General features: G+C 72.3%; 15 protein-coding genes and 2 pseudogenes. 4 read left to right on the forward strand and 13 right to left on the reverse strand.

Going from position 1 to position 26,988, the window contains the following annotated elements; translation table 11 throughout:
* Window positions 1–18 precede the first annotated feature (18 nt).
* Complete coding sequence (locus B056_RS0125800) at window positions 19–5,319, forward strand: non-ribosomal peptide synthetase (protein ID WP_154677240.1); 5,301 nt, start codon at window positions 19–21, stop codon at window positions 5,317–5,319.
* Window positions 5,320–5,382: 63 nt separating this feature from the next.
* Here B056_RS0125800 and B056_RS0125805 read toward each other — a convergent pair whose 3' ends face one another.
* Complete coding sequence (locus tag B056_RS0125805) at window positions 5,383–7,173, reverse strand: ABC transporter ATP-binding protein (protein WP_018504749.1); 1,791 nt, start codon at window positions 7,171–7,173, stop codon at window positions 5,383–5,385.
* A 34-nt stretch (window positions 7,174–7,207) separates the two neighbouring features.
* Between B056_RS0125805 and B056_RS44755 the strand changes: the two genes are divergently transcribed.
* Window positions 7,208–7,420 carry a hypothetical protein gene (locus B056_RS44755; protein ID WP_018504750.1) on the forward strand — a complete coding sequence of 71 codons (213 nt, stop codon included), beginning with the start codon at window positions 7,208–7,210 and terminating at the stop codon, window positions 7,418–7,420.
* 57 nt (window positions 7,421–7,477) lie between these two features.
* Here B056_RS44755 and B056_RS0125815 read toward each other — a convergent pair whose 3' ends face one another.
* The 4 genes and pseudogenes from B056_RS0125815 to B056_RS46195 all read right to left on the reverse strand — a co-directional run.
* Window positions 7,478–9,196 carry an ABC transporter transmembrane domain-containing protein gene (locus B056_RS0125815; protein ID WP_026240157.1) on the reverse strand — a complete coding sequence of 573 codons (1,719 nt, stop codon included), beginning with the start codon at window positions 9,194–9,196 and terminating at the stop codon, window positions 7,478–7,480.
* A 237-nt stretch (window positions 9,197–9,433) separates the two neighbouring features.
* Window positions 9,434–10,504, reverse strand: a complete 1,071-nt coding sequence (locus B056_RS0125820; RefSeq protein WP_018504752.1) for an ABC transporter substrate-binding protein — start codon at window positions 10,502–10,504, stop codon at window positions 9,434–9,436.
* Window positions 10,505–10,831: 327 nt separating this feature from the next.
* A complete protein-coding gene (locus tag B056_RS37975; RefSeq protein ID WP_230203189.1) occupies window positions 10,832–12,331 on the reverse strand; it encodes an Orn/Lys/Arg family decarboxylase in 1,500 nt (499 codons plus the stop codon).
* Window positions 12,332–13,109: 778 nt separating this feature from the next.
* Window positions 13,110–14,746: pseudogene (locus tag B056_RS46195) on the reverse strand (autotransporter-associated beta strand repeat-containing protein); the annotation flags it as partial.
* Window positions 14,747–15,286: 540 nt separating this feature from the next.
* Between B056_RS46195 and B056_RS45500 the strand changes: the two are divergent.
* Window positions 15,287–15,367, forward strand: a pseudogene (locus B056_RS45500) (MbtH family NRPS accessory protein); the annotation flags it as partial.
* Window positions 15,368–15,619: 252 nt separating this feature from the next.
* Here B056_RS45500 and B056_RS0125845 read toward each other — a convergent pair.
* Window positions 15,620–16,480, reverse strand: coding sequence for an SDR family NAD(P)-dependent oxidoreductase (locus tag B056_RS0125845; RefSeq protein ID WP_026240158.1), 861 nt, complete (start codon window positions 16,478–16,480; stop codon window positions 15,620–15,622).
* Window positions 16,481–16,826: 346 nt separating this feature from the next.
* Here B056_RS0125845 and B056_RS0125850 point away from each other — a divergent pair, with 346 nt between their 5' ends.
* The gene (locus tag B056_RS0125850; RefSeq protein ID WP_035752834.1) at window positions 16,827–17,480 is read left to right on the forward strand and encodes a TetR/AcrR family transcriptional regulator; all 654 of its coding nucleotides are present in this window, start codon (window positions 16,827–16,829) and stop codon (window positions 17,478–17,480) included.
* A 399-nt stretch (window positions 17,481–17,879) separates the two neighbouring features.
* Here the strand turns inward: B056_RS0125850 and B056_RS45505 are convergent, their stop codons facing one another.
* From B056_RS45505 to B056_RS0125885, 7 genes are all read right to left on the reverse strand, one after another.
* Complete coding sequence (locus B056_RS45505; protein WP_018504758.1) at window positions 17,880–18,011, reverse strand: hypothetical protein; 132 nt, start codon at window positions 18,009–18,011, stop codon at window positions 17,880–17,882.
* A gap of 71 nt (window positions 18,012–18,082) precedes the next feature.
* Complete coding sequence (gene htpG / locus B056_RS0125860; RefSeq protein WP_018504759.1) at window positions 18,083–20,014, reverse strand: molecular chaperone HtpG; 1,932 nt, start codon at window positions 20,012–20,014, stop codon at window positions 18,083–18,085.
* A gap of 117 nt (window positions 20,015–20,131) precedes the next feature.
* Window positions 20,132–20,764 (reverse strand): response regulator, encoded by a 633-nt coding sequence (locus tag B056_RS0125865; protein WP_018504760.1) that lies wholly within the window; start codon window positions 20,762–20,764, stop codon window positions 20,132–20,134.
* Window positions 20,761–22,029 carry a sensor histidine kinase gene (locus B056_RS0125870; protein ID WP_018504761.1) on the reverse strand — a complete coding sequence of 423 codons (1,269 nt, stop codon included), beginning with the start codon at window positions 22,027–22,029 and terminating at the stop codon, window positions 20,761–20,763. Before B056_RS0125870 ends, B056_RS0125865 begins: the two co-directional genes overlap by 4 nt.
* Window positions 21,987–22,913: an ABC transporter permease gene (locus B056_RS0125875; RefSeq protein ID WP_018504762.1), complete on the reverse strand. Its 927-nt coding sequence runs from the start codon at window positions 22,911–22,913 to the stop codon at window positions 21,987–21,989. Before B056_RS0125875 ends, B056_RS0125870 begins: the two co-directional genes overlap by 43 nt.
* Window positions 22,910–23,758: an ABC transporter ATP-binding protein gene (locus tag B056_RS0125880; RefSeq protein WP_018504763.1), complete on the reverse strand. Its 849-nt coding sequence runs from the start codon at window positions 23,756–23,758 to the stop codon at window positions 22,910–22,912. Before B056_RS0125880 ends, B056_RS0125875 begins: the two co-directional genes overlap by 4 nt.
* 91 nt (window positions 23,759–23,849) lie before the next feature.
* Window positions 23,850–26,714 carry a helix-turn-helix transcriptional regulator gene (locus B056_RS0125885; RefSeq protein ID WP_018504764.1) on the reverse strand — a complete coding sequence of 955 codons (2,865 nt, stop codon included), beginning with the start codon at window positions 26,712–26,714 and terminating at the stop codon, window positions 23,850–23,852.
* Window positions 26,715–26,988 lie beyond the last annotated feature (274 nt).

Consider the following 26,988-nt stretch of genomic DNA (forward strand, 5'->3'; position numbering starts at 1 on the left):
GCCGCGGAGTCGGCGCGGGTGGGATTGGATCCGGCGTCCGGGGTGGTGGTGCGGGCGGTGTGGCTGGATGGCGGGATCGGGGCCGGCCGGCTCGTGCTTGCTGTACATCACCTCGCCGTGGACGGTGTCTCCTGGCAGATGATCATCTCTGATCTCGCGGTGGCGTGGGACGCGGTGGCCTCGGGTGGCGCGCCGGTGCTGCCGGTGGTGGGGACGTCGTTGCGGCGCTGGTCGTCGTTGCTGGCGGCCCGGGCGGTGCAGGTGGAGACGGTCGCGGAGCTGCCGTACTGGACCGACGTCCTCGACGCGGTGCGACCACTCGCGCCGGAGGCCTCGGTCGACCCGGTCCTCGACACCGTCGGGACGTCGGGCGAACTGACGGTCAGCCTGCCGGGGCGGGTCACCGAGGCGTTGTTGACCCGGGTGCCGGCGGCGTTCCACGCCGGGGTGCAGGACGTGCTGCTCGCGGGCCTGGCGATCGCGCTCGCCGGTTGGCGCCCGGACAGTCCGGTGTCGGTGGTGAACGTCGAGTCGCACGGCCGGCACGAGCATCTGTTCCCCGACCACGAGCGGGTCGACCTCTCCCGGACCGTCGGCTGGTTCACCAGCGTCTTCCCCGTCCGCCTCGACCTTCCCGCCCACCTCGACCCCGCCCACCTCGACCCGGCCGCGGCGCCGGCCCCGGGAGCGATCGGCGCGGCGGTCAGGGCGGTCAAGGAGCGACTGCGCGCCGTCCCGGCCGAGGGGTTGGGGTACGGCCTGCTGCGTCACCTCAACCCGGCCACCGCCGGCCCGCTCGCGGCCCGGCCGGCGCCGCAGGTCGCCTTCAACTACCTGGGTCGGACGGCCACCGGATCGTCCGGCCCGGTGCCCCACTGGGCGGCGGCTCCGGAGTCCGACGCGGCCGAGGGCGGCGCCGACCCGGGCATGCCGGTCGCCCACCTGCTGGAGGTCAACGCCGTCACCGACGGCCCGGCCCTGCGCGCCACCTGGTCCTGGTCGACGCGGGTGCTCGACCGGGACGACGTGCGCGACCTCGCCGACCGTTGGTTCGCCGCGCTCACCGCGATCGTCGACGCCCCGGACGCCGGCGGGCACTCGCCGTCCGACTTCCCGCTGGTCCGTGTCGACCAGCCGGCGATCGACCGTTTCGAGGCCGCCGGCGCCGTCGCCGACGTCTGGCCGATCACACCGGTTCAGGCGGGCCTGCTCGTCCACGCCCTGGACGGCGCGCGTGACGCGGGCCTCACAACCGACCCGTACCTGGGCCAGCTGATGCTGGAGGTGCGGGGCGCGGTCGACCCGGAGCGGCTGCGGCTGGCCGGGCAGGCCCTGCTCGACCGCAACGCCGCCCTGCGCGTCCGGTTCGCCGACGCCGGCGCGGCGGGCACGGTGCAGGTCGTCCCCGAGCGGGTCGAGCTGCCCTGGGAGCTGGTTGAGCCGGCCGACCCCGCCGCCCTGGCGGAGATCCTGGAGCGGGACCGGGCCCGCGGGTTCGACGTGACCACCGGTCCGCTGATCCGGCTCACCCTGATCCGGCTTGCGCCGGCGGAGCACCGCATCGTGCTGACCAACCACCACCTCGTGCTGGACGGCTGGTCGATGCCGCTGCTCATCGACGAGCTGGTGGCGCTCTACGACCGTGACCCGCGCGCCGTGCCGCCCGGCGCCGCGCCGCCCCGGCCGCCGTACCGGGACTATCTCGCCTGGCTCGCCAGCCAGGATTCCGACGAGGCCCACACCGTCTGGCGGGAGGCGCTCGCCGGCCTCGACGGGCCCACCCTGGTCGCTCCGGCGGCGTCCGGGGTGAGCCGCGCGCCGCTGGACGGCCGGCCGGGACGGGTCGAGCTGTGGCTGTCCGCGGAGACGACCGCGACCCTGACGGCGCGCCTGCGGGAACAGGGGATCACCCTCAACTCGGCGGTGCAGGGCGCGTGGGCGGTCATGCTCGGCCTGCTGACCCGGCGGGACGACGTCGTCTTCGGGACCGTCGTCGCCGGGCGGCCACCGGAGGTCCCCGGCGTCGAGGCGATGATCGGCCTGTTCGTGAACACCGTCGCGGCGCGGGTCCGGCTCGACCCCGCCGAACGGACCGCCGACCTGCTCGACCGGGTGCAGGACGCCTCCGCCCGGCTGCTCGGGGCGCACCATCTGCCCCTGCACGAGCTGCACCGGCTCGCCGGGCACCGGGTGCTGTTCGACACCCTCGTGGTGGTCGAGAACTACCCGTCCACCGCCGGTGCCGAGGCGGCCGACTCGCTCGGCTCGCGGATCCGCGCCGCGGACGTGGAGGACGCGACGCACTACCCCCTCGCCCTGTTCGTCGTCCCGGACGAGCGGCTCTACGTGCATCTCGACCACCGGCCGGACGATGTCGGCCGGGCCCAGGCGGAGGCGCTGCTCGCCGGCTTCGGTCGCGTCCTGACCGCGTTCGCCCAGCATCCGGACGGGACCGTCGCCCAGCTCGACCTGCTCCCGCCGGAGCAGCGGGACCAGGCGCGTGCCGCGTGGGCCGCCGCCGCGGTCGCCGTCCCGGAGCCGGACGTGCCCGGCCTGCTGGCCGCGCAGGCGCGCCGCACGCCATCCGCGGTGGCCGTGATCTTCGGCGGGCGGCGGACGCGCTACGACGAGCTGGACGCGGCGGCCGGGCGGTTCGCCGGCGCGCTGCGCTCGCGCGGGATCGGCCCGGGCACCGTTGTCGCACTCGCCCTCGAACGGTCGACCGAGCTGGTCACGGCGCTGGTGGGGGTGCTGAAATCCGGGGCGGCGTACCTGCCGATCGATCTCAACCACCCGCGCGCGCGCATCGACATGATGCTGGCCGACGCGCGTCCCGCGCTGGTGATCTGCACGGCCGCGACGGCGCGGCGCCTCGACCTGCCCGACGGGCAGGTGTTCCCGGCGCGGCCGGAGGACTGGCCGCCGGCGGAGAACAGTCCGGCGGCGCAGAACAGGCGGGAACCGGGCGCCCCGGCCACCCCGCCGGTGTCGATCTCCCCGGACGACCTGTCATACGTGCTGTTCACCTCGGGTTCGACCGGGCGTCCCAAGGCGGTGGCAGGCACCCAGCGCGGCCTGGCCAACCGGCTGTACTGGAGTCGTGACCTGGCCCGCACCGACGTGACCGCGCTCGCCGGTGACCCGGTCGGCGGGCTGGGCGCCCCGCCCCGGGCCGCGCTGTACGGGCCCCGGATCCGGGTCGCGAAGAGCGCGCTGACATTCTTCGACGGTTCGACCGAGATCCTCGGCGCGCTCGCGGCCGGGGACACCGTCCTGCTGGCCGACGACCGGACGGCCGTCGACCCGATCGCCGTGGCCGAGCTCGTCGACGCCCACGGCGGCGGGGTGCTCACCGCGGCGCCAAGCCTGATCTCGCTGCTGGTGGCGGACGCGAAACCCGGCGCGCTCGACACGCTGTCCGCGCTCGTCAGCAGCGGCGAGGACATCCCGGTCGGGCTCGCGGACGCGGCCGCCGCCCGCTGGCCGGACCTCCGGCTGCTCAACTTCTACGGCTGTTCCGAGGCAGCCGGGGACAGCCTCTGGTGGCGGCACGAGCCGGGCGGCCCGGGGCCGGTCCCCGCCGGGCGGCTCGCCGCGAACACCAGGGTGCATGTCCTGGACGACGCGCTGCGGCCACTGCCGGCCGGACTGGTCGGCGAGCTCTACATCGCCGGCGACGGCCTGGCCCGCGGCTATCTCGGGCGCCCGGGGATGACCGCGGAGCGGTTCGTCGCCGATCCGTCCGGGCCGCCCGGCACCCGCATGTACCGGACGGGTGACCTGGCGCGGCGCCGCCCGGACGGTGTCGTCGAGTACCTCGGCCGGGCCGACCACCAGATCAAGATCCGGGGGGTGCGCATCGAGCTCGGCGAGGTCGCGGCCGCCCTCGAGGCGCACCCCGCGGTCGGCCGGGCGGTCGTCGTGGACCATCACGGCCCCGCCGGCACCGACCCGTCCCTGATCGGCTACGTCGTGGCCGACGCCGGGTGCGCCCCCGCGGAGCTCCGGGCGTTCGCCGCCACCCGGCTGCCCGCGGTGATGGTGCCCGCCGCGGTCGTCGTCCTCGGCGAGCTCCCGCTCAATGTCAGCGGGAAGCTCGACCGGCCGGCGCTGCCGGTGCCGGAGCTGACGCCCGCCGGCCGGGGACGCGGACCGGTGACCCTGACCGAGCGGGTCCTGTGCGACCTGTTCACGGAGGTGCTCGACCTGCCCGCGGACCAGGGCGGGGGCACGGGCGAGGCGATCGGCGTCGACGACAGCTTCTTCGACCTCGGCGGCCACTCGCTGCTGCTGGTCCGGCTCCGGCTGCGTATCCGGGACGAGCTGGGGGCCGATCTCTCCGTCGCCGACCTGTTCGCCGCGGGGACCGTCGGCGCGGTCGCGCGCCTGATCGACAACGCCGCCACCGCCACCGCCACGGGTGCCGCGGCGCGGGGTGGTGGGGCGCTCGACGTCCTGCTGCCGTTGCGGGCCGGGTCCGGCGGCGCGCCGCTGTTCTGCGTCCACCCGGCCGGCGGGCTCGGCTGGGAGTACGCCGCGCTGCGGCGCACGGTCGGCGGTGACCGTCCGCTCTACGCGGTGCAGAATCCGTCGCTGTCCGGTGCCCCGGCGGCCGGGAGCCTCAGCGAGCTCGCCGCGGAGTACGTGCGGCGGATCCGGGAGGTGCAGCCGACCGGCCCGTACCACCTGCTCGGCTGGTCGCTTGGCGGCAACATCGCCTACCTCATGGCCTGCCGGCTGCAGGACGACGGCGAGCGGGTCGGGCTGCTCACGCTCCTGGACGCCCCCGCGCCGACCGACCGGGACGGCCCCGAGCCGCTGGCGGAGGTCATGCGGGACCGGGAGCGGGAGGTGGCCCGTTACCTCCTGCGCGACGGCGCCGGCGACGGTGGCGCCGAGGCGGCCGGGGACGCCGACGCCGATACCGGCGGGGATGACTCCGGGTCCGGCCGGAAGGAGCCCGTCACCCGCGAGGACGTGATCGCCGAGCTGGTCCGCCGGGGTGGTGTGCTGGCGGACCTCGGGCCGGCGGTGCTGGGCGCGATCGTCGACTGCTTCGTCGACGTACCGGCCCAGCTTCGCCGCTCGCGGCGCCCGACCTTCGACGGCGACGTGCTGTTCTTCACCGCCGCGCACGGCTCGGTGACGCCGGCCGGCGCCACCGGGGACGTCGATCCGGTGCGGACACGGTGGGCCCCGTACGTGGCCGGCAGGATCGTCAACCACGACATGCCCTGCGACCATGACGGTCTCGGGGATCCGGGGCCGATGACGGAGATCGGGGCGATCGTCGACCGGGCGCTGCGGGAAGGCCTCTGACCGCCGGCCGGGCGCCCGGCCCACGCTGACCGTGGGCCGCGCGCCCGGCCTCAGCCCGGCGGGTCAGCCGGTGGGGTCGCTGGCGGGGCCGTCGGCCGGCGGGCTGGACGAGTCCGGCCGGTGGTCGGTCCAGGCCTGCCACAGGTCGGCGTAGGCGCCGCCGGCGGCGAGCAGCTCGGCGTGCGAGCCGGTCTCGGTGACCTCGCCGGCGTCGAGCACCACCACCCGGTCCGCGCCGGCCGCCTGGGTCAGGCGGTGCGCGACGACGAAGGAGGTCCGGCCGCGCAGGGCGTTGTCCGCCGCCGTCTCCAGCGCGCGGGCGCCGGCACTGCCCGCCTCGGCCGTCGCCTCGTCCAGGATCGCGACCGGTGGGTCCGCCAGCACGAGCCGGGCCAGGGCGAGCTGCTGGGCCTGCGCGACGGTGAGCCGGTGGCCGCCCTCGCCCACGACGGTCGTCAGAGCGTCGGGCAACGCGGTCGCCCAGTCCAGCGCGCCGACCGTCTCCAGCGCGGCGCGCAGGTCGTCGTCGGTGGCGTCCGGCCGGGCCAGGCGCAGGTCGTCGGCGAGCGGTCCCGCGAAGACGTGCACCTCCTGCGTGATCAGCGCGACGGTGCTCCGGGTGACGTCCGGGCCGAGGGCGTCCAGCGCGATCCCGCCGATCGTGATCGAGCCGCCGGTCGGCCGATGGATGCCGGCGAGGAGCTTGGCCAGCGTCGTCTTGCCCGCGCCGCTCGCGCCGACCAGGGCGACCCGCTCGCCGGGGCGGACGTCGAGGTCGATGCCCCGCAGCACCTCGTGCCCCGGGCGGTAGCCGAACACCACCCCGGTGACCCGTACCGAGGCGTCGGCCGGTGCCGCCGGTTCGGCCGGGACGGCCGGCGCCGGCAGGTCGACCACGCCGACGAGGCGGGCGAGGCTGGCCCCGGCGGCCTGGGCGTCGTCGGCCAGGCCCAGCGCGACGTTGATCGGGTTGAACAGGCTGTGGAAGTACAGCGCGGCGGCGGTCGCCGTCCCGATGCTCACCGCGTCGTCGCGGACGAGCAGGAACCCGGTCACCAGCACGGCGGTCAGGCCGACGAACTCGGCGAGGTTCAGCCGGCCGAAGAAGCGGGTCGCCAGCTGCATGCCGCGCAGTGCCAGGCCGATCGCCACGTTCGAGCGTTCGGTGACCCGGGTCAGATGGCCGTCGGTGAGCCGGAACGCGCGCACGGTCGACGCGCCGCCGACCGTGTCCAGGAGCTGCTGCTGCTGGGCGCCGACCGCGACCCGGTGCGCCGCGTAGATCGGGATGGCGTTGCGGACGTACCAGCGGACGGTGTGCAGCTGGATGGGGACGGCCAGCAGGGCGGCGAGCATGAACCGCCAGTCGAGGACGGCCAGGCCGACGAGGGTGAGCCCGATGGTGAGCGCGGCCCGCGCGAGTTGCGGCAACGCGGAGCGCACCACCTGCGCGATCATCGACACGTCCGCGGTCGCCCGCGCGGTGAGATCGCCGGAGCCGGCTTCCTCCACCCGCTCCAGCGGCAGGTGCAGCGCCCGCTCGATGAGACGTTCCCGCAGCTCGGCGAGCATGTCCTCACCGAGCCGCGCGATCAGGGAGGCGCCCAGCGCGGCCGTCACGCCGGCGACGACGGCGATGCCGACCAGCAGCACGAACGGTGTGGTGACGGCGCTCGCCGGCCTGCCGTCCACGGCCAGGTCCACGATGTGGCCGAAGATGGGCGCGGTGAGCAGGCCGATCGCCGTCGAGGCCGTCATCGTCGCGAGCGCGGCGACGGCGAGGAGCCAGCGCGGGCGCAGCAGTTCGCCGACGGCGGCCCGGGTACGCGCCCCCGTCGCGGTCGGCAGCAACACCGGGCCGGAAGGCTGACCCGCCGCCGTCGACCCCGTGGCCGTCGACCCCGTGGCCGTCGAACCCGCGGCCGTCGACCCCGACGGCGCCGTCGGCCCGGACGGCGTCGCCGACGACCCGTCGGTGGACGCGGCTCCATCCCCGGATCCGGGTTCCGGCCCGGTCGACGTCCGCGTGGCCGTCGTCATCGCGACCTCCTTGACTCTGCGTTTCGGGGGTTTCTGGTCCGGGGGCTCGCAGCCGCGGTGACCCGCGCCGGGGGGAACCGTCGGCGCGTCGGGATGGGCGTCAGGCTCGGGAGGGCCATCAGGACAGCACGGCCGCGCGGTACACCGAGTCGCCGCCCAGCAGGTCCGAGTGGGTTCCCTGCGCCGTCACGGTGCCGCCGTCCACGACCACCACCCGGTCGGTCACCGCCAGCAGCGCGGGGCTGGTCGCGACCAGCACGGTGGTCCGGCCGCGCCGGATGTCGCGCAGGCTCGCCGCGACCCGCGCCTCGGTGACCGTGTCCACCGCCGTGGTCGGGTCGTGCAGGACGAGCACGGGCGCGTCGGCGGCCAGTGCCCGGGCGAGGGCCACCCGTTGCCGCTGGCCGCCGGACAGCGAGCGCCCCCGTTCGGAGATGTGCGCGTCGACGCCCTCGGGCAGCGCCCGCGCGACCTCGTCCGCGCCGGCCGCGGCCAGCGCCGGCGCCAGCGTGTCCCCGGTCGGGGCAGTCGCCCCGGCGGCACTGGTCGCCCCCGCGGCGACGTTCTCGGCGAGCGTGCCCTCGAACAGGTCGGCGTCGTGCGCGGCGACCAGCACGGCCCGGCGGATGTGGTCCGGCGCGAGCTCGGTCAGCGGCACGCCGTCGATCTCGACGGTGCCCGACTCGGGGTCCAGATCCCGGGCCAGGCAGGCGAGCAGCGCGGTGGCCGCGGCGGGATCGGTCGCGACGACGCCCAGTAGCTCGCCGGGCGCGACGTCCAGGTCGACCGCGCGCAGGTTCTCGTGGGCGACACCCCGCATCCGCAGCCGTCCCGGCGGACGGACGGGCAGCACCCCCTCCCCGCCCACCACGGCCGGCGGGGAGGCGAGAACCGCGGCGACCCGGGTGGCGGACGCTCTGCCCATGGCGAACTCGGAGTTCACCCAGGTCAGAAAGGAGAGCGGGCTGAGCAGGTACTGCGCCAGGCCGACCGCGGTGACGAGCCCGCCGATACTGATGTCACCGTCGGCGGTCAGCCGACCGGCGACGAGCGCGACGACCGCCAGAAAAGCCCCGTTGATCGCGAGCACGGTACCGGCGTACCAGGCCTCCGCGCGGGCCGCCCGCAGGGTCGCGGCCAGCGAGTCCCGGCTGGTCGCCCGGTACCGGGCGACGGCGGTGGCCTCGGCGCCGACACCCTTGAGGACCCGCAGGCCGGTGACCAGGTCGGTCGCGATGCCGGAGGCGAGCGCGGCGCGTTCCTGCTGCTCCTCGCTGCGCCGCTCCAGCGGCTTGCCCAACTGGTGGCTCACCCACAGCAGCGGTGGGGTGCCGAGCAGGACGAGCAGCCCGAGCACGATCGAGATGTTCAGCAGCGCGACCGCGGAGACGGTCAGCCCGACCACGCCGGCGACCCCGGCGGGAATGGCGAGGTTCACCGCCCCGACCCGGGCGACGTCAGCGGTCGCGATGTTGGTGAGCTCGCCGGCGAGCCGGCCGTTGTCGGCCCCGCCGCGTGCGTCGAGAATGCGCGCGGTCAGCGCGGTCCGCAGGTCGAGCGCGGCGTACTCGGACGCCCGCTCGCTGGCCCGGGCGCTGAAACGGAAGCCGAACGACAGCCCGACGAAGACGGCCGCGAGCACGCCGAGCCAGGTCAGCAGGGTCCCGGTGGCCCCGGTGGTCACCGCCCGGTCGATGACGACGCCGACGATCACGGGGACGAGGGCCTCTCCGCCCTGGTGGCCGGTGGCGCCCAGGGCGCTGAGGGAGACCCAGCGCCGTTGGCCCCAGATGGCCCTCCGCAGGACGTCGCGCCCGGTCGGTTCCTCGGCGGTCACCGTCACCTACCTCCATGAGTGGTGTGTTCTCGCGCCGGCCCGCGGGTCGATGGCCGGTGTGCCGCGGACAGCGGGCGTGGACTGCGGGCGTGGACTGCGGGCATGGACTTCAGATGATGGAGAGACTTTCCGCCGATTGCCGGTACGGCGGGCTCGCCACTCGGCGCCGCTCACGCGTGCCCGGTCCGCGACCACACCAAGGTGTGGCCGCGGACCGGGCGGGAGGCGGGTGGCCGGTCAGGCGACCACGTTGGTGCGGGCCTTCTTGACCGCCTCGGTGAGCTTGCGGATGACCGGCGTGGCCAGCTGGTAGCTGAACCCGGGCTCGGCGGACCAGTCCCCGAGCTGACCGGCGGCGACCGCGGGCACCTGGTTCCACGTCGGGAACGCGGCCATCTGCTCGCGGGTCAGGGAGAAGGTCCGGGTGTCGGTCAGGATGAGGTCGGCCGGGTACTTGCTCGCCTGCTCCCAGCTCAGCGCCTCCCAGTAGTCCTCGTCGCCGCCGCCCTTGACGAAGTCCAGGCCGAGCTCGGTGTAGTAGATGAGGTCGGCGAAGAAGTCCGGCTTCGCGACGTAGAGGTTGTCGTTGTCGGCGTAGACGACCATGACCTTCAGGCCGGGCTTGGCCGCCGCCGCGGTGCGCAGCTCCGCGGAGGCGGCGTCGAAGTCGCTCTTCGCCGAGGTGACGGCGGAGGCGGTCACGTCCGCGCCGAGGGCCCCGGCGAGTGCCTGGTAGCTCTCGATGACCTTCGGCAACGTGATCCGGAACTCGTCGAGCGCGGCGACCGGCGCGATCTTCTCGATCGTCGGGAGCAGCTCCGGAGTGATCGCCCACAGGCTGCTGGCCCGGTCGTCGCCGGCCATGCCGGTGACAACGAGGTCGGGGTTGAGCGAGGTGAACTTCTCGACGTTGAAGTCGTCCCACACCACGCCGACCGAGTCGACCGCGTCGAGGTCGATGTTGCCGGCCTGGACCTCCTTCTTGCCGTCCTCGGTCTCCTGCGGGCCGAACACGGCGATCGGCCGGACCCCGAAGTCCCACAGCGCGGCGGCGGAGGAGATGTAGGCGACGATCCGCTCCGGACGCTTCGGGCGTGTGATCTTGGTGCCGGAGGTGTCGGTGTACTCCCAGGCGCCGTCCCCACCCGCACCGGCCTCGCCGGAGTCGTCGTCGCCGCAGCCGACGAGGACGATCGAGGCGGCGGCGGCGCCACCGATCAGAAAGCCGCGCCGACTGGTGCCGGCCCCGTTGCCGAGCCCGCCGTTGAAGCCGGCACCGCGGCCGAAGATCTCCCGAATGGGTGGCATGTTGCGTTGATGTCCTTCCGAATGGACGGCGGGCTGGAAGCCGGGATCTGGCGGCGGGGCTAGCCGCCGACAGGTCTGGTGTCGGGTCGCCGTTGTTGATCGTTTCTCGGCTGAATCGCGGGGCTTTGTGAGTGAAGGTTAGGTTAGCCTAATGTCTCTTGGTGTGCCTCAATGCTCGCCAAACGCTGGGCCAGCACCGGCGGCTCGGGTCTCGGCCGGGACGTGATGCGCACGGCAGATCGCACTTTTTGTGTGCTGTGTCGCGAAAGTCTGTTGGGAGCGCCTGGTCGACACAGTCCGGATGAGGGGCCGTCCGGCCACGTTGGGTCAGCGGTGCCGGATACGGATGACCCCCGTGCCCGCGGCTCGTTCCGCCGCGAGCAGTTCGGCGTGCTCCTCGGTCCAGATCTCACCCGGCCGGGCGATCGGGACTCCGGGCGGGTACGGGAGGACATAGTCCGCGACCGCCGCGCCGACCACCGGATCCACGTCCACGTCCGTCCAGGTCGAGGACCGGGTGATCGGCCTGTCCCGCCGCTCCCAGGCGACGAGGGCCGCGGCGAACGCGCGGACGTCCTCCTCGGACACCCCGATGTGGAAGTGCGCGAGCAGCCCGCTCGGCGCGGATCGGGCCAGGTAGACGCGGTGCTCGTCATAGAGGTACCGGCGGAGCGCCCCGGCCCGCCGCCCGCCGACCGTCAGCCACAGCTTCATCGGGTCCGCGACGTGGAACCCGAACCCACCCTCGGCCCCGCCGGCGTCGGTCCGCCGTGGAAGGAAGTGGGCCACCCGGTCGTCGGCGCGCAGCATGGCGACGAAAAGCTCGCGCAGCCGGAGGGCCTGCGCGACCGCGACCTCCCCGTGGCTGGCCGCGTGCGCTCGGGCCACGTCGAGCGAGGCCAGGATCGGCCAGGACGGTGACGTCGTGTGATTGCGGACGATCGCGTCCCGCAGATCCGCGGCCACGGTCGTCGAACCGACGACGTGCAGGTAGCTGCCCTGCCGCAGGGCATGCATCGTCTTGTGGGCTGAGTGCGTGACGACGGTGGTCGGCGCGGGCTGGTTCCGCTGCGTCAGGTCCCGGATGACCGGCAGCGCGGAGTGGCGGGCCAGCGGCGGTGAGAAAGTGTGGATGGCCGACCACGCCTCGTCGATGAAGACGACCGTGCCCGGTGAGGCGGCGGCGATCGCCGGCAGAATGTCGGCCAGGCGGAGCCGGTGCCCGTCGTAGGAGGCCGCGTTGAGAGCGATGACACCGAACGGCCGGCCGGCCGTTCGGTGCTCGGCCAGCATTCGCAGGGCTTCCCCGATGTCGGTGTACCGCGTACCCTCGCGGGTGACGGTCGGAATATAGCGCGCCTCGTCGGGCCGGTCGCCGGTGAGAGACGGCTTGCCCGTGAAAGCCTGGACCGCGAAGAAAACCGACTGATGCGACATCGAGTCGATCAGCATCGGCCCGTACCCTGAGAGGGCGTCGAGCACGGCACGGTTCGTCACGGAGGTGCCGCAGGCGAGAAAGAACGTGGCCTGAGCGCCGAACGCCTCGGCCGCCAGTGCCTCTGCCTTCCGGAGCGGGCCCTGGGGCTTGAAGAACGAGTCCAGCGCCCAGCCGGACAGTGACACGTCGGGCAGTTCGTGGGCCGCCGCCTGCCCATCCCGCCGCGCCGGCATACCCGGCAGGGCATGAAAGTTGTGGTGGCGACCACGCCGGGCCACGTCCGCCAGGGCGTCGGCGAGCGGTGCCTCCGGTCCGGCTGACATGGTCACCAGCCGACCGGGTTCCTGGGGCAGGTCGCCGAGATCCGGCACCGAAATCGCCGCGGGCATGAAATGCTCGTCGTCCAACCGTCGTGTTGTCACTGGACCGTCTCTCCGGAGAATCGATACCCGCCCGCTGCCGGTGGCTGGGGAGTACGGCAGCCCTGCCCGGCGGTTGTGCGCTTCCCTGCCGCCCGCCCGTCACCGCGGTCGGCGCCCGGGTGGGCCGGCGCCGGTCGTGGGGGGACCCACGACCACCCGACACCGCCCGAGGCTGTCCGCGATCTGGACCGATCTTCGGCGGAAGGCGTTCATTCCACCGCCGCCGCGACCCCGGACGGGCCGCTGTGCTCTGACGCTCGCCGGGGCGGACGACCGTTACCCCATACCGGGATCATGACCAAGAAACGCACCTCGGAGTTAAGTAAAGGTAACCTCACTATAGTGTGTGCGGGTCTGTCGTGGGACGCCTTCCGGCGCGTGCGGGTCGCGCGACGGCCCGGCGGCCCGGCGGCCGCCGGGCACGGCCAGGTCGGACGGCCCGGCTGCCAGAGCGCCCGGCCGTCCGGCCATCCGAGGGGGGCGGCGCCGACGATGGTCCGGCGCGGGAGAAACCCGGTCCCGGTGTGGTGGCGGTAGTTATCAGGTCAGTGTTCGACCTGTCGTTCATTGACCATCTGGTATCCCCGCCCGTAGTTTTCCCGCGCCAGATTCCGTCCGACACCTGTGAAGTGGTCGACAAGGTGCTCTACCGAGGCAGCCGTTTCCTGACGCTCAACGCCACCGGATACGCCAACCGCAACGCCGACTTCCTGAACGCCCAGGGCGCACGGCTTTCCGACCACTTCCCGATCTGGGTGCAGTCCGCCCTGATCCGGGCGGTTCCGGGGACGTCGACGCGCAGCGCGCCGCCCCGCACCGTCACGGGGCCGCGTCCCAGCGCGTCCGCGGAGCCCGCGACCAGGGTGCCCGCCTGTACGGCTGTACGGCCGGTGAAGCTGTTCGCGCCGGTCAGGGCGAGCGTGCCGGTGCCGCTCTTGACCAGCCCGCCACGGCCGTTGATGTCGTTGCGCCAGGTGTCGTGGGCGTGGAAGCCACCGAGTGCGGCATCGAGGTGGGCGAGCACGGCGCCGTCCAGCACCGGGTAACCGGCACGCAGGGCGGTGCTGCGCAGCACCGCCCTGCGCTGCTCCGCGTTCAGGTACGGCAGCCGGGTCTCCAACAGCACCTCGGCGCCCTTCGGAACCACGAGCGGTCGGTCCGGTCCGCTGGGGCGCAGCGTGTACGCCGGTCGGGGCGCGACCGCGCGCGCGTTGGCCTCCCGGCTCGCGTACGGGTCGGTGCCCGGCGCCGCAGTGTGCGCGAAGTCGAACAGGGTGTCGGCGGTGGTGCCGGTGCGAGCCCGCAGGTACTGCGCGGCCTGGGCCCGGGCGGCCGCCTTGAGCGCGGCGTTGGCCGGGTCGTTGAGCGCCGCCGCGGTCAGCGCGGTGGCCAGGACCCGACCGCCGATCACGTCGACGGGGGAGCGCATGCCGGCCACGATCCGGGTGTGGCTCAGTTCGTACGCCCTGGTCACCAGCTCCTCAGGGCGAGGGCGGCCAGGTGGAAGGCGTTGGTGTGCCCGCTGGGGTGGCCGCCGTCCTCCGCCGGGACCTCGGCGCGCTGGCGCAGCAGCTGCGGGACGACGACCACGTCGGAGCGGTACACCGGGTAGCCCAGGTCGTCGACGGCGCCGGTGTCGATGACCTCGCTGCGCTCGTTCATCCGCCAGGGGCGCGGGTACTGGTAGGCGAACTTGCTCGGATTGCCGGACGCGAACGGCCCGCGCACGGTGTTCACAAGGGTGACCACGCTGCCGAGCGGGGAGCTCACCGACCCCGCGCCGATAGCGGAGCCGGCCGGCGCGCCGGTGGGGACGGCGTCGTTGATCTTCGCGGTCGGGATGCCGGCTGGCGCCGTGGTGATGCTGGTGACGGCCAGTGATCCCGCCTTGTAGATCTCGGCGGGCGGGCCGAGCCCGGCGATCACGGCATAGCTCTGGTGCTGCCGGTCGTAGACGAAGGCGTCGCCGGCCTGCGTGGCGGTGCGCCGCCTGGTCACCTCCGCGGTGTACCGCAGGTTCTTCCGCAGGACGTCCGGCCGCAGCGGGACGCCGGTGTTCCAGGCCGTCCCGGTACGCCGCAGCCGGGCCATCCCGTCGAGGACGCGCACGGCGGCGTCGCCCGCGGGGGTCAGATCCGCGGTGGTGTTCGTCGGGTACGAGTCGACGAACGCGACGGCGCCGCCCGGGGTGCCGCCGCCCGCGGCTCCACCTGCCGCGGCTCCACCTCCGGCCCCGGTGGTGGCGGCCCGCGCGGGGCTGGCGAGCGCCGCCGGCAGCGCCAGCAGACCGGCCGAGACACCGGCGGAGCCGCGCAGGACGCGTCGCCGGTCGAGCGCGGGGGAGCCGCCCACCAGGGTTCTCTCGCGCTTTTCCTCGAACATTCGCCCAGGTCTTCACAGGCCGGCTCAGGCGGGGGACAGGTCGCCGGCACGTTCCCGCCCCATACGGTGACATGCCATCATGCGTGTGATCGACCACGTCGAATGAAACAGCGCACGTGGCCACTGTGAACGGAAACCGTCGGATTCCGGCTGACCATCGCCGGGTTCACACCTTTCCAAATGGAATGGAAATCTGCTCGGTGTGGGTGGTGTCCGGATCGTCTGGCGACGAATGGTGACCACCTGGCGGGTCACTTAGAGTCGTCGGGTGTGGGGGTGCCCGAGATGACGCTCGCGGTCCTGGGTGACGGGCCCTTCCGCGGCGGAACCTATGTGGTCCGTCCCGGTCAGACGCTCACGTTCGGCACGTCCTGACTCAACCCGCGCCGAGTGGTGTACCGGCCCACCGGCGAGGTTGTTGAAACGGCGGAAGGCGAGGCGGTGGTACTGCGCTGTGAGACGACCACCGGGGCGGTCGCGAAAACCGAGCTGTGAGCGGTCGAGGTTGATCCTGGAGCACCAGGCGCGACCAATCGCTTTGCTGGCGAGCAGGGTGTCTTCCTGGTGTTGGTGAACCAGGAGGGGCGGCATTCGCTGTGGCCGTCGTTCGTCGAGGGTCCGGGTGGTTGGCGCTGCACACCCCGGTGCGCCGTGCTCTCTTCGCCGTCGGGGCGCCGGCGGCCGACACCGCCGGGTCCGCGGGCCTGTGCGGTTCGCCGTCCCGTTCGGGCGCCGCGACCTGGGCGAGGCCGAGACGGCCATGTCGACGCTCGCCGAGATCCATGTGCGTGGCGTCGCCGTCGACCGGCCGCTCGTCCTCGCCCCCGCCGCGGTCTTCGAGTACCGACCCCGCCGCGTGCGACCCGTTTCAGCTCAGGTGTTGATCGTGGGCCGGTCGTCCAGTTCGATCTCGAGTTCGGCGAGTTCACGTTCGGCCCAGAACAGCCGGCCGGTGTATTCCATGGGGTCGGCGCACGAGGCGAAGTAGGCCAGCATGCGGGCGGGGACCTCCATCGGCACCGCCACGGTGTCGTCGAGGCCGGCCTCCTTGACNCGGATGGCNNNNAGCTCGGTGGCCACCAGGCCCGGGTGCATGCCGATCACCGCGATGCCCTTGCGGGCGAGCTCGGGGGCCAGTACGTTGCCGAGTCGGTCGAGGGCCCGCTTGCTGNAGTAGTANCCGGGCACGGCCAGGCTGAACNCNCCGATGTTCTCGAGCTTGGGAAGCTCCTCCGGCTGGCGGAAGACCTCGCCGCTGCCGGTGCTGAGNTTGATGATGCGCCCGCCGCCGCGGCTCTCCATAATCGGCGTCACCAACTGAATGAGCGTGAAGGGCGCGTGGAGGTTGACGTCGAACTGGTAGAGCCAGTCCTCGCGCGTGAGCTCCAGAAATCTCTTGGACCAGATGTCGCCGGNGGTGGCCGCCGCGTTGTTGATGAGCACGTCGACGCCACCGAACCGCTCGACGGCGGCGTCGACCAGGTTCTGGAGATCGGCCGGGTTGGCCAGGTCGGTCTGGACGGCGATCGCGTTGCCGCCCAGGTTCTCGATCTCGGTCAGCGTCTCGTTCAGGGTGCCGGGCAGGGTCCGGTCCGGGTCGACAGTCCGTGCGGCGAGGACCAGGTTCGCGCCGCGGCGGGCGAACGTCTGGGCCGCCTGCCGGCCGACTCCACGGCTGGCCCCCGTGATGATCACAACCTTGCTCGTCAGATCCAGTTCCGTCTGTCGCTGCATGGTGATCCGACCTCCGCTCGCCATTTAAACACTGGTCAAATGGACCGTAGCACGGCCGTAGCTCCAGGCGTCAGGTCGCAGGCCCGGTCCGCACGACCGATCGGCGGGTTCGGCTGGTGGCGTCGGGCCCCGCGAGCGCCTGGGTGACGGGCGCCGGCGGCGTCCGGGCCTCGGCGGCGTCCGGCGGAGCGGCTGGGCGCCCTGATGGAACTGCTCTTTCGTACCCGCGGCAGCCCGTCCCACCTGCCAGGACGTGCGACGCGACCGGGCACCAGCCGCCACGTGGAGGACCGGGCGTCCCGCCGGATCGGAATGATCGCGATCCACGCTGCGTATTATTCCTGTGATGGAACCTGGCCGAACGCGTACCCCGCCCCGCCAGCGGGCGACGCTGGTGAACACGAGGTCACGGGAGAGTCGGCTGGCTCTCACCCGCGCCGCCCTTCGCCTCTGGAGCGAAGGCGACTTCGATGCGGCGTACGAAGCAAGCACCGCGGCTGATATCGCTCAGGCCGCCGGGGTCAGCAAGGGAACCTTCTATTTCCATTTTCCCAACAAGGAGGCGATCCTCCTTGAGATGAGCTCGGCGACAATCCAGAAGATGATCGACGAGGTTGAAGTCGGCACCGTGCGGGGCGTCCCGCTGCGCTCGTTGAGTGAGCAGGTGATGACGTCGATGGCGCGGCGCGTTGTTCGCGCGCCCCGGGGAGCCGCTTTGCGGGCGGGTGCCCTTGGCTTCGTCGGGCGGCCGGATGACGGAACCCGGGCGATCCCTCGCCTGAGCGTGGCCTTCGAATCCCTCCTCCGCCACGGCAAAGAACGCGGCGAGCTGAGCGAGCAGACCGATGTGGAAGATGCTGCCGCGATGATGACCGCCGTAACTATGGAAGCAATCACCCGTTGGGGGGCGGGAGACCGCTCCGCGTCCTGGCTGCGCCAGACGCTCCGCGAAAGAGTGGCCGTCATCCTGCGTGGCATCAGCCACCCGGACGAGAGTTAGCCGACCGCTTTCTGTCGCATGGTCTGCGCATTGTCGTCGAGCTTCGTCGGACGACGATCATCAACTATGCGAATTGTGTCCACCAGTTCTTCGGGCCGGCCGAACCGTCAGATCGAGACGGATGCACGGGCCCGGGTTTGGCTAGTCGATCCCACCCTGACAGTCGAACATCACTCGACCACGGCACTTGATGGGTCCGCTCGCCGCGTCGGTGACTGGGAGGAGTCGTTATCTGCTCGTCGACCAGGCATGTTCGGCTACCGTCTGCGATCGTCACGTAAAGTCGCCGAACGTTACGCGAAAATGCTCGTCGAGGATGCCGCGTAGATCATGTGCTGGAGGGCGGTCGATGCTCAGGCCTTTCTTGCGACGTTCGGCGCGCCGGGCGGCCAGCGCGGGTCAGGCCAGTACGGGTCCGACCAGTTTCCATCGGGAAACGATGGAAACATTGCCGAACGCGCCGAGTAGCCCGCGGGTCAGAGCGACATCACGGGCGGTGTCGACCAGCAGGGCCCGACCGCCGTCGGTCATCCCTCGGGCGGACGGTCCCTCTGCGCGAGCGTGGGCCCGCGGAGCTTCTTCTGGCTACGTGCCCTGAGCCGTTACAGGGTGTTCGCGAGCCGGGCGGCGAGAATGCGGGTGAACCGGGAGGGGTCGGCGAGATCGCCGCCCTCGGCCAGCAGCGCCATCCCGTACAGCAGTTCCGCCGTCTCGCTGAGAACGTCGGAGCTGCCGTCCTGCTCGTGGGCCTTGCGCAGCCCCTCCACCAGGGGATGCGTCGGATTGAGCTCCAGGATGCGCTTGGCGTGCGGCACGTTCTGCCCCATGGAGCGGTACATCTTCTCCAGGGTCGGCGTGATGTCGTGGGTGTCCCCCACGATGCAGGCCGGTGACGTGGTGAGCCGGGACGACAGCCGCACCTCCTTCACCTGCTCGTGCAGGGTCCGGGTCAGCCAGGAGAGCAGCTCGGCGAAGTCCTTCCGCCGCTGTTCCCGCTCGGGCTCGGTGCTCTCCTTCTCGTCCGCCGTGCCGAGATCGACCTGGCCCTTGGCGATCGACCGCAGCGGCCGGCCGTCGAACCGGGCCACCCGCTCGACCCACACCTCGTCGACCGGGTCCGTCAGGAGCAGCACCTCGTATCCCTGAGCGAGGAATGCCTCCATGTGCGGCGACTTCTCGATCATCAGTCGGGAGTCGCCGGTCATGTAGTAGATGTCGTCCTGGCCGTCCTTCATCCGGTCGACGTACTCCCGCAGGGTCGTCGTCTGTTCCGGGTCGTGCGTCGAGGCACACGAGATGATCTCCAGGATCGCCTCCTGGTTCTCCACGTCGTCGAGCAGCCCCTCCTTGACGACGGGCCCGAACTCCTTCCAGAAGGTCCGGTAACGCTCGGCGTCGTCGGTCTGCAGGCCGCGGACCGTCGAGAGCACCTTCTTCACCAGCCGGCGGCGAACCAGCTGGATCTGGCGGTCCTGCTGGAGGATCTCGCGGGAGATGTTCAGCGACAGGTCGTGCGCGTCGACGACACCCTTGACGAACCGCAGGAAGTTCGGCATGAGCGCCTGGCAGTCGTCCATGATGAACACGCGCTTCACGTACAGCTGGACGCCGCGCCTGCCGTCCTGCGTGAACAGGTCGAACGGCGCGCGGGACGGGATGAAGAGCAGCGCCTCGTACTCGAAGAGGCCCTCGCCCTTCATGTGGATGGTCTCGAGCGGGTCGGTCCAGTCATGGCTGAGGTGGCGGTACAGCTCGTTGTACTCGGCCTGGTCGACGTCGGCGGGCGGGCGCGCCCACAACGCCTTCATCGAGTTGAGCGTCTGGACCTCGGTGGTGACCGCCGCGTCCTCATCGGTTCCTTCAGCGCTGCCCGGGTTCTCGGTGGCCATGCGGATGGGCCACGCGATGAAGTCGGAGTACCGCTTGACGATCTCCCGGATCTTGCGTTCGGCGGTGTAGTCGAAGAGGTGGTCCTCGCTGTCCTCCGGCTTGAGGTGAAGGGTGACCGCGGTGCCCTGCGGCGCGTCGTCGACATCCTCGATGACGTAGGTGCCCTCACCGCTGGACTCCCACCGGGTGCCGCCGCTCTCGCCGGCCCGGCGGGTCAGCAGGGTGACCTTGTCCGCCACCATGAAGGTCGAGTAGAAACCGACACCGAACTGGCCGATGAGGTCCAGCGAAGCGGCGGCGTCCTTCGCCTCCTTCGCCTTCCGGAGCATCTCGGCCGTTCCCGACCGGGCGATGGTGCCGATGAGCTGGACGACGTCGTCGCGGGACATCCCGATGCCGTTGTCGCGCACGGTGAGCGTGCGTTGCCCGCGGTCGACCTCGAGGGAGATGTGGAGGTCGGACGTGTCAGCCGAAAGATCCTTGTCGACCAGCGAGGCGATACGCAGCTTGTCGAGGGCGTCGGACGCGTTGGAGATCAGCTCACGCAGGAAGATATCTTTGTCGGAATAGATCGAATGGACCATCAGCTGCAGAAGCTGACGGGCCTCGGCCTGAAATTCAAGCGTCTCGATCCGGTTGCTCACGGGACCTCCATGCGGGCACGAACAGTTCGCGGATCAGGATACCGACGCGCCGCACCCGTTCAGGGCCCGCACGGCAGCCACTCGGTCGGGTACCAGTCGGTCGGGTATCGGGGTCGGTCAACGGGGGTCTCCGGAGATCAGGCCGGCGGTGACCGCGGCCATGACGGCGGACGTCCGGTCCGAGACGTCGAGCTTCTGGAAGATCCGCAGCATGTAGGTCTTCACCGTGGCCTCGGTGATGTTCAGGCCGCGGCCGACCTCGCTGTTGGTCTGGCCGCGGGCCACCAGCTGGAGCACCTGGACCTCCCGCGGGGAGAGCGGTTCCGGCGCGGGACCGCGCATCCGGCCGAGGATGCGCGCCGCCACGGACGGCGACAGCACCGTCTCACCGCGGACCGCCGCCCGGATCGCCGCGACGAGGTCCGCGGTGGTGGTGTCCTTCAGCAGGTAGCCGGTGGCGCCGGCGCCGACCGCCGGCAGGATGTCGCGGTCGGACTCGTAGGTGGTCAGGATCAGCACCCGGGTCGCCGGCAGCGCCGCGCGGATCTCGGCGGTGGCGGCCACACCGTCGCCGCCGGGCATCCGCAGGTCCATGAGGACTACCTGGGGGGTGAAGGCCAGGGCCCGCCGGACGGCGTCGGGCCCGGAGGACGCCTCGGCGACGACCTCGATCTCCGGGTCGGTGTCGAGCATCGCGCGGATGCCGGCCCGGACCACCGGGTGGTCGTCGGCGAGCAGCACGCTGATCACGGTGCGGAGACCTCGAGTCGCACGGTGGTCCCGTCCCCGGGCGTCGAGGTGACGGTCAGCCGCCCACCGGCCTGACACACCCGCCGGTGCAGCATCGGCAGGCCATGGCCGGGCGAGGTGGCGTCACCGGCGAATCCCCGGCCGTCGTCGTGCACCTCCAGGCTCACGCGGTCGTCGTGGTACCGCAGCGTGACCGTGACCTCGGACGCCGCGGCGTGCTTGGCGACGTTCGCCAGCGCCTCCTGCCCGCCGCGCAGCAGCACGACGTCCAGGGCGGTGCCCAGCGGGCGGGGCGGGCCCTCGACGCGCAGCGTGCCGTGCACCTCGTGGGTCTCCCGGAGCCGGTCGAGTTCGGTCCGCAGCGCATCGGTCAGTGACGCCGGCCCGGTCTCGGCGGCCGGCCGGGCGGCGATGAGGGCGCGGGCGTCGGCCAGGTTCTGCCGGGTGGCGCGCTGGGCGAGGGTGAGGTGCCGGCGGGCGCGGGCCGGCTCGGTGTCCAGGGCCGCGTCGAGGGCCTGCATCAGCATCAGCACGCTGGCCAGCCCCTGCGCCAGGGTGTCGTGGATGGCGTCGGCGTAGTGCTCCCGTTCCGCGGCCTGCCCCGACTGGAAGGAGAGGCGGCCCAGCTCGGCGCGGGTGGTCTCCAGCTCCCGGATCAGCGCCGCGCGGTCGGAGCTCTGCCGGATGATGTGATGGGCCCAGACCCCGATCACGATCGACAGGACCAGGCTGAGCAGCGCGAGCGGAAGTGGGAACGGGCCGTTGGCCATCTCCTCAGACCCCCGCTCGTGGAGCAGAACCGTCCCGAGCCAACCGAGGTTGAGGGTCAGGACGGTGACCACGCCGGCCACCGCCCCGACCATCAGGAACGCCTGGGCGTACAGGGCGAACAGCATGACCGAGCTGGTGGTGACGAGCCAGGCGGCCGAGGTGAAGGTGACCACCACCGTCAGCTGGTAGAGCAGCGCCGGCCAGCCGCCCCGACCGGAGCGGACCATGCGCCGGCCGACGGCCAGGTAGCCGATCCAGAGCAGGACGACGAGGCCGGCCCCCCAGCCGCGCCGGGCGGCCGGGACGCCGTGGCCGAGCAGGACGAAACCGAGGGCGACCACCACCACCAGCGCGAAGTAGACGTCCCACAGCGGGAGCCGGCGTAGCCACTCGTCGCCGTCCGTGTCGTCGGGGCCGCGGGCGCCGCGGGCGCGTAGCGGGCCGTTCGCGATCAGCCGTCCCGGCGGCTCTGCCAGTGAAAGGTGGTCAGGCATAGGACGAGCCCTCCGAGGCACCAGGCGGTCAGGACGAGCGCGACACGACCGTGCTCCCACGCGCCAGCGGCCTCGAGACCCACTCCGGAGTCGGGGAGGAAGACGGACCGGAAGCCCTGCGCCATCCACTTCAGCGGAAACAGGGCGGCTATCTGCTGGAACACCGGAGGAAGCTGGGTGATGGGCACGATGAAAATACCGGAGACGAACTGCAGCACGAGGAACGGAAGGTTAACCACCGGCGCCGCGCTGCGGATGGAACGCGGCACGCTGCTCATCGCGATGCCGAGCAGCGTGCAGGCCGTCACGCCGAGGAGGAAGACCCAGCCGAACGTGAGCCACCGGCCGGGCTCGGTGGGCAGCCGCAGGCCGAACAGGGCGACACCGACCGCCAGGACGATGACGAGCTCCGCCACCGCGGTCACGAGCACCACGATGATCTTCCCGAGGAAGTACGCCATGGGTGGCATCGGCGCGCCGCGCAGCCGTTTGATGGTGCCGTCCTCGCGGTCGGCGGTGATCCCGATGGCGAGGTTGACGAAGCTGGTGGATCCGATGCCGGCCGCGATCATCCCGGCGACGAGCAGCTGGCTGGTGGAGATGCCGGGCATCGTGGTCTGGTTCGCCAGCCCGCTGTCGAAGATCGAACCGAGCAGGATGAGCAGCACGGCCGGCAGCGCGAAGGTGAAGAACACCGCGTCCCGTTCCCGGAAGAACTGCCGGATCTCCAGCGCGCCGCGGGCCAGGGCGAGCCGGCGGACCGTCGGCCGGCGGCCCGAGACCGCCCCCGCCCCCGCTCCCGCGGCGGCGGCCTCGGCGGTGGCCTTGATGACGGTGGCTTCGGCGGCGCTGGTTTCGGCGGCGGTGGTGGTGGCCTCGGTCATCGCGCGCTGTCTCCGATCAGCTGGAGGTAGGCGTCCTCGAGGGTCGGCCGGGTGATGGTCAGACCGGGCACGTCGCCGCCGAGCCGGTGCGAGAGCTCGAGGGTGACGGTCACCGGGTCCGGAGTCTCCAGCGTGTGGACCGTGCCGTCCTCGATCCAGCGCACGTGCGCGTTCGCCGTGCTGCGCCCGCCGAGCGAGCTCGGGTGGTCCACGGCGACGATCCGGCCCCCGGCGATGACGGCGACCCGGTCGGCGAGCGCCTCGGCCTCGTCGAGGTAGTGGGTGGTGAGCAGGATCGTGGTGTCCTGCTCGGCGGCGAGGTTCCCCAGCAGGCCCCAGAACTGTCGGCGGGCCACCGGGTCGAAGCCCGTGGTGGGCTCGTCCAGGAACAGCAGCCGGGGGCGGCCGACGACCCCGATCGCCACGTCGACCCGGCGGCGCTGGCCGCCCGAGAGCGTCCGGATCCGCTTGTCGGCGGCGTGGGTCAGCCCCACCATCTCGATGACCTCCGCGGGGTCGTGCGGCCGCGGGTAGTAGCGGGCGAAGTGCGCGACGGTCTCGGCTACGGTCAGCTCGGCCATGTCATGGGCGTCCTGCAGGACCAGGCCGATCCCGTACCGCCAGCTCAGCGGAGCCTTCTGCGGGTCCTCGCCGAGCACGCTCACCTCGCCGGCGTCACGGCGGCGATACCCCTCGAGGATTTCGACGGTGGTGGTCTTGCCGGCGCCGTTCGGGCCGAGCAGCGCGAAGATCTCACCGTGGGCGATGTCGAGGTCCACGCCGTCCACGGCGGTCACGCCGCGGTAGCTCTTGCGCAGGCCCCGGACCCTGACTGCGTCTGTCACCGGTTCAGTGTGTCCGGGTCGGGCCGGTCGGCGGGACGACCGGACGGCGGACATCCTGTCCGTCGATCGGTGGACACGAGCAGGCCGGCCATCAGGCGATCGTGCTGAACTCGGCCGGCAGTTTGGCCAGCAGGTCGTTGCGGCGGTTCACCTTGAGCTTGCGGTACACCCGTGTCAGATGCTGCTCCACCGTGCTGACGGTGACGAACAGCTTGTTGGCGATCTGGCGGTTGGTGTGGCCCTGCGCCGCCAGCGCCGCGACCCGGCGCTCCGCCTCGCTCAACATGCTCAGCGAGGCCGCGTCCGTGCCGCCCCGGGCCTCGGCGGCGGTGTCGGCGACCGCCTCGTCGAAGTCCGGCAGCAGGACCTGGCGCAGCGCGTCGGCGTCGCACTCCGTCGCGAGGTGCCACGCCCGGCGGACGGTCGTGCGGGCCCGCAGCGAGTCGCCGGCCGCCTGGTAGGCGTGGCTGAGATCGGCCAGTGTCCGGGCCAGCTCCAGCTGGTCGCCGATCCGCCGCATGATCTCGGCGGACTCGCGCAGCAGCGTGATCCGTCGCGCCACGGTGCTGGTGGCCGCCAGCAGCCGGGTGGCCAGGCCCCGGGCCCGGGTGGGCGTCTCGTCGAGCTTGGTGAACTGGATCTCGACCATGGTCCGTGCCTGCCGCGGGTCGCCGAGGTCCTGGTAGGCCTGGGCCGCGTCCAACCTCCACGGCACGATCGCCGGCTGGTCGACGTTCCACCGGTCCATCAGGTCGCCGCAGGTCAGGAAGTCGTCGAGGGCGGCGTCCGGCCGGCCCGCGGCCAGGTAGAAGCGGCCCCGGGCCTGGAGATAGCCCAGGCCCCAGATCGTCCGGAAGGTCTCGTCGGGCATCGGCTGCTCCAACTGCCGCGCGGCCTCGTCGAGCCGGCCCCGCGCGGTCAGGACGTGCAGCAGCGTCGCCAGGGGCGCGCCGAGCGCGGTCGCCCAGCTCTCCCGGGACATCAGGCTCAGCGCGGTGTCGGCGTGCCGGTACGCGTCGAGCAGCCGGCCCTGCCGCAGCGAGACGTCCCCGCGGATCGCGTGGAAGACGGCCTGCCAGCTCGGTGCCTTCCGGTCGACGGCCTGCGCCAGCAGCCGGTCGGACCACAGCGCGGCGGTCTCCAGCTGGTCGGCCTGCATCAGGATCGCCAGCGACGCCGAGATCGGGGCGAGCACGTCGTCGTCCAGGACGCAGCGCTGCAGCGCCTGCTCGGCCGCGGTCACGGCCTGGCTGTTCGGGCCCTTGTTGACCACCGTCGTCAGAACCTGGGCGAGAGCCTCGCCGGTGCTGGTGCTCGTCCGGTGGCGCGGTATGGCCGTGCCCGCGGCGGGCTCGGATTCCGGCAGCCCGACCAGCTCGGGATAGGCGAAGCCGGCCCAGGCACGGGTGAACCGGATCTCGCCCTGCGCGGTGGCGTCGGCGGGCATGTCGACCAGCCGGTCCAGGACGGCCGTCGCCTCCTCGGCCTGGCCGAACCAGAGCAGGCACCGGGCGACGAGCAGCAGGTGCGGGACGGACAGCGTTCCGTGGCCGGCCATCGCGACCAGGTGCGGCAGCTGGTGGCGGGCCCGCGTCGGATCGGTGCGCCACTCGGCCCGCAGCAACGCCGCCCGGACGTCGGCCCGCTGCGTGCTGTCGGCGCTGACGCTGTGCGCGAGCCGGAGGAACCGGACGGCCAACGCGGTGTCGGCCTCGTCGAGCAGCTGGGTGGCCGCCGCGTGCAGGACGGGCACCCAGCTCGGGTCGAGCCGGTGCCCGGCCAGCAGCAGGTGCCGGGCGACGGGGACCGGCGGCGCGCCGTCGTCCTGCAGGAGCCGGGCGGCCTGCAGGTGCAGGCGGGCCAGCTCGGCGGCCGGCATGCTGTCGAGGATGGCCTGGCGCGCCCGGGGGTGCGGGAGCCGTCCCGCACGCAGCAGCCCGGCGGCCGCCAGCTCGCGGGCACCACGTTCGACGGTCGCGACGTCCAGCGACGACAGGTGCCCCAGCGGCATCAGCCCGGCCGGCAGCTCCTCGTCGAGCACCGCGGCCGCGCGCAGGATCCGCTGGAGCTCGGCGGTACAACGTTCGAGACACCGCAGGACCGCCCGCGCGTACCCATCGCCGGCGCTGACATGCCAGGACGCGTCGATGTCGGCCGGTGGGGCGATGTCGGCCAGGGGGTCGGGGCCGGCGAGCGGGGCGAGCCCGGCCCGGGGCGCGGCCCTTTCGGTCAGATCGTTCGCCAGCGCCTCGACGAGCAGCGGGTTGCCCCCGGTGGCGGCGAGGGCCGCGGTCACGACCGGGTCCGACTCCGCGACGTCGCCGAGTCGGCGCGAGAGCAGCCGGCCGATGCCGGCCGAGGTCAGCAGGGGCAGGCTCAGCGGCCCGCGGGGGGCCTGGTTGACCAGGTCCGAGTACAGCAGGGGGTCCGTCGGCTCGCCGAGGCCCCGGCCGCACATCACCATGATGACCCGGGACTGTCCGATTCTGCGGGCGAGGTAGAGCAGGCAACGCAGGGACATCGGATCGGCGTGATGCAGGTCGTCCACGGTGAGCAGGACGGGGGCCAGCTCGCTGGCCTCCCGTAGCGCGTCGGAGACGGCATGCAGCACGTGCGCCAGCCGGCGGTCGCCCAGCTCCGGCGAGACGGCCGGGGACAGCGCCGTCGTCTGGACGTCGCGGATCAGCCGGTCGCGCACCAGCTGGTCGAGGGGGGGGAGGCCGTGACAGAACTGGTTCACCAGGCCGAGTGGCAGGTGTCGTTCGGTGCGTGAGCCCGCCCCGGGCACGACCAGAAAACCCCTGTTCGCGGCCCGGGCGGCGAACTCATCCAGCAGGGACGTTTTCCCGCTCGCCAGCGGCCCGGTAATTGAGATGGTGCTGCCGGCCCCTGTTTCGCAGCGGGCGGCTGCCTTGTCGAACATGCTGAGGTAACAGCTGCGCTCGACGAGATTCATACCTTTCTGCCCCCCGTTTGAACCCGCGAGCGATGAATAAAAACAACAGGATATATGGCCGCCTGTGGAACTGTTGTTCCAGCGGCTGGGGCCGTGGTGGAGGCCCGGAAACAAAAAAGAAAAACTGCGTTTATCTCCGCCTGGAGGCATGTTTGATCGGCTGCCGTCAGTGGCCAGTGTGTCACCCTTTTGTGGGGGAGCACAAACAAACTTTTGGTATACTGGAGATTGCGCAGAATTATCGACCGATGATAGCGTCAAATGATCAACTGTG

It is taken from the genome of Parafrankia discariae, from assembly GCF_000373365.1.
GTDB classification, from domain to species: domain Bacteria; phylum Actinomycetota; class Actinomycetes; order Frankiales; family Frankiaceae; genus Parafrankia; species Parafrankia discariae.

What these genes read in the sequence shown, in the direction of transcription:
- B056_RS0125820 (WP_018504752.1), bottom strand. Translation starts at nt 10,504, where the DNA reads ATGCCACCCATTCGGGAGATCTTCGGCCGCGGTGCCGGCTTCAACGGC.
- B056_RS37975 (WP_230203189.1), bottom strand. Translation starts at nt 12,331, where the DNA reads ATGCCCGCGGCGATTTCGGTGCCGGATCTCGGCGACCTGCCCCAGGAA.
- B056_RS0125850 (WP_035752834.1), top strand. Translation starts at nt 16,827, where the DNA reads ATGGAACCTGGCCGAACGCGTACCCCGCCCCGCCAGCGGGCGACGCTG.
- B056_RS45505 (WP_018504758.1), bottom strand. Translation starts at nt 18,011, where the DNA reads ATGACCGACGGCGGTCGGGCCCTGCTGGTCGACACCGCCCGTGATGTC.
- B056_RS0125870 (WP_018504761.1), bottom strand. Translation starts at nt 22,029, where the DNA reads ATGCCTGACCACCTTTCACTGGCAGAGCCGCCGGGACGGCTGATCGCG.
- B056_RS0125875 (WP_018504762.1), bottom strand. Translation starts at nt 22,913, where the DNA reads ATGACCGAGGCCACCACCACCGCCGCCGAAACCAGCGCCGCCGAAGCC.
- B056_RS0125885 (WP_018504764.1), bottom strand. Translation starts at nt 26,714, where the DNA reads ATGAATCTCGTCGAGCGCAGCTGTTACCTCAGCATGTTCGACAAGGCA.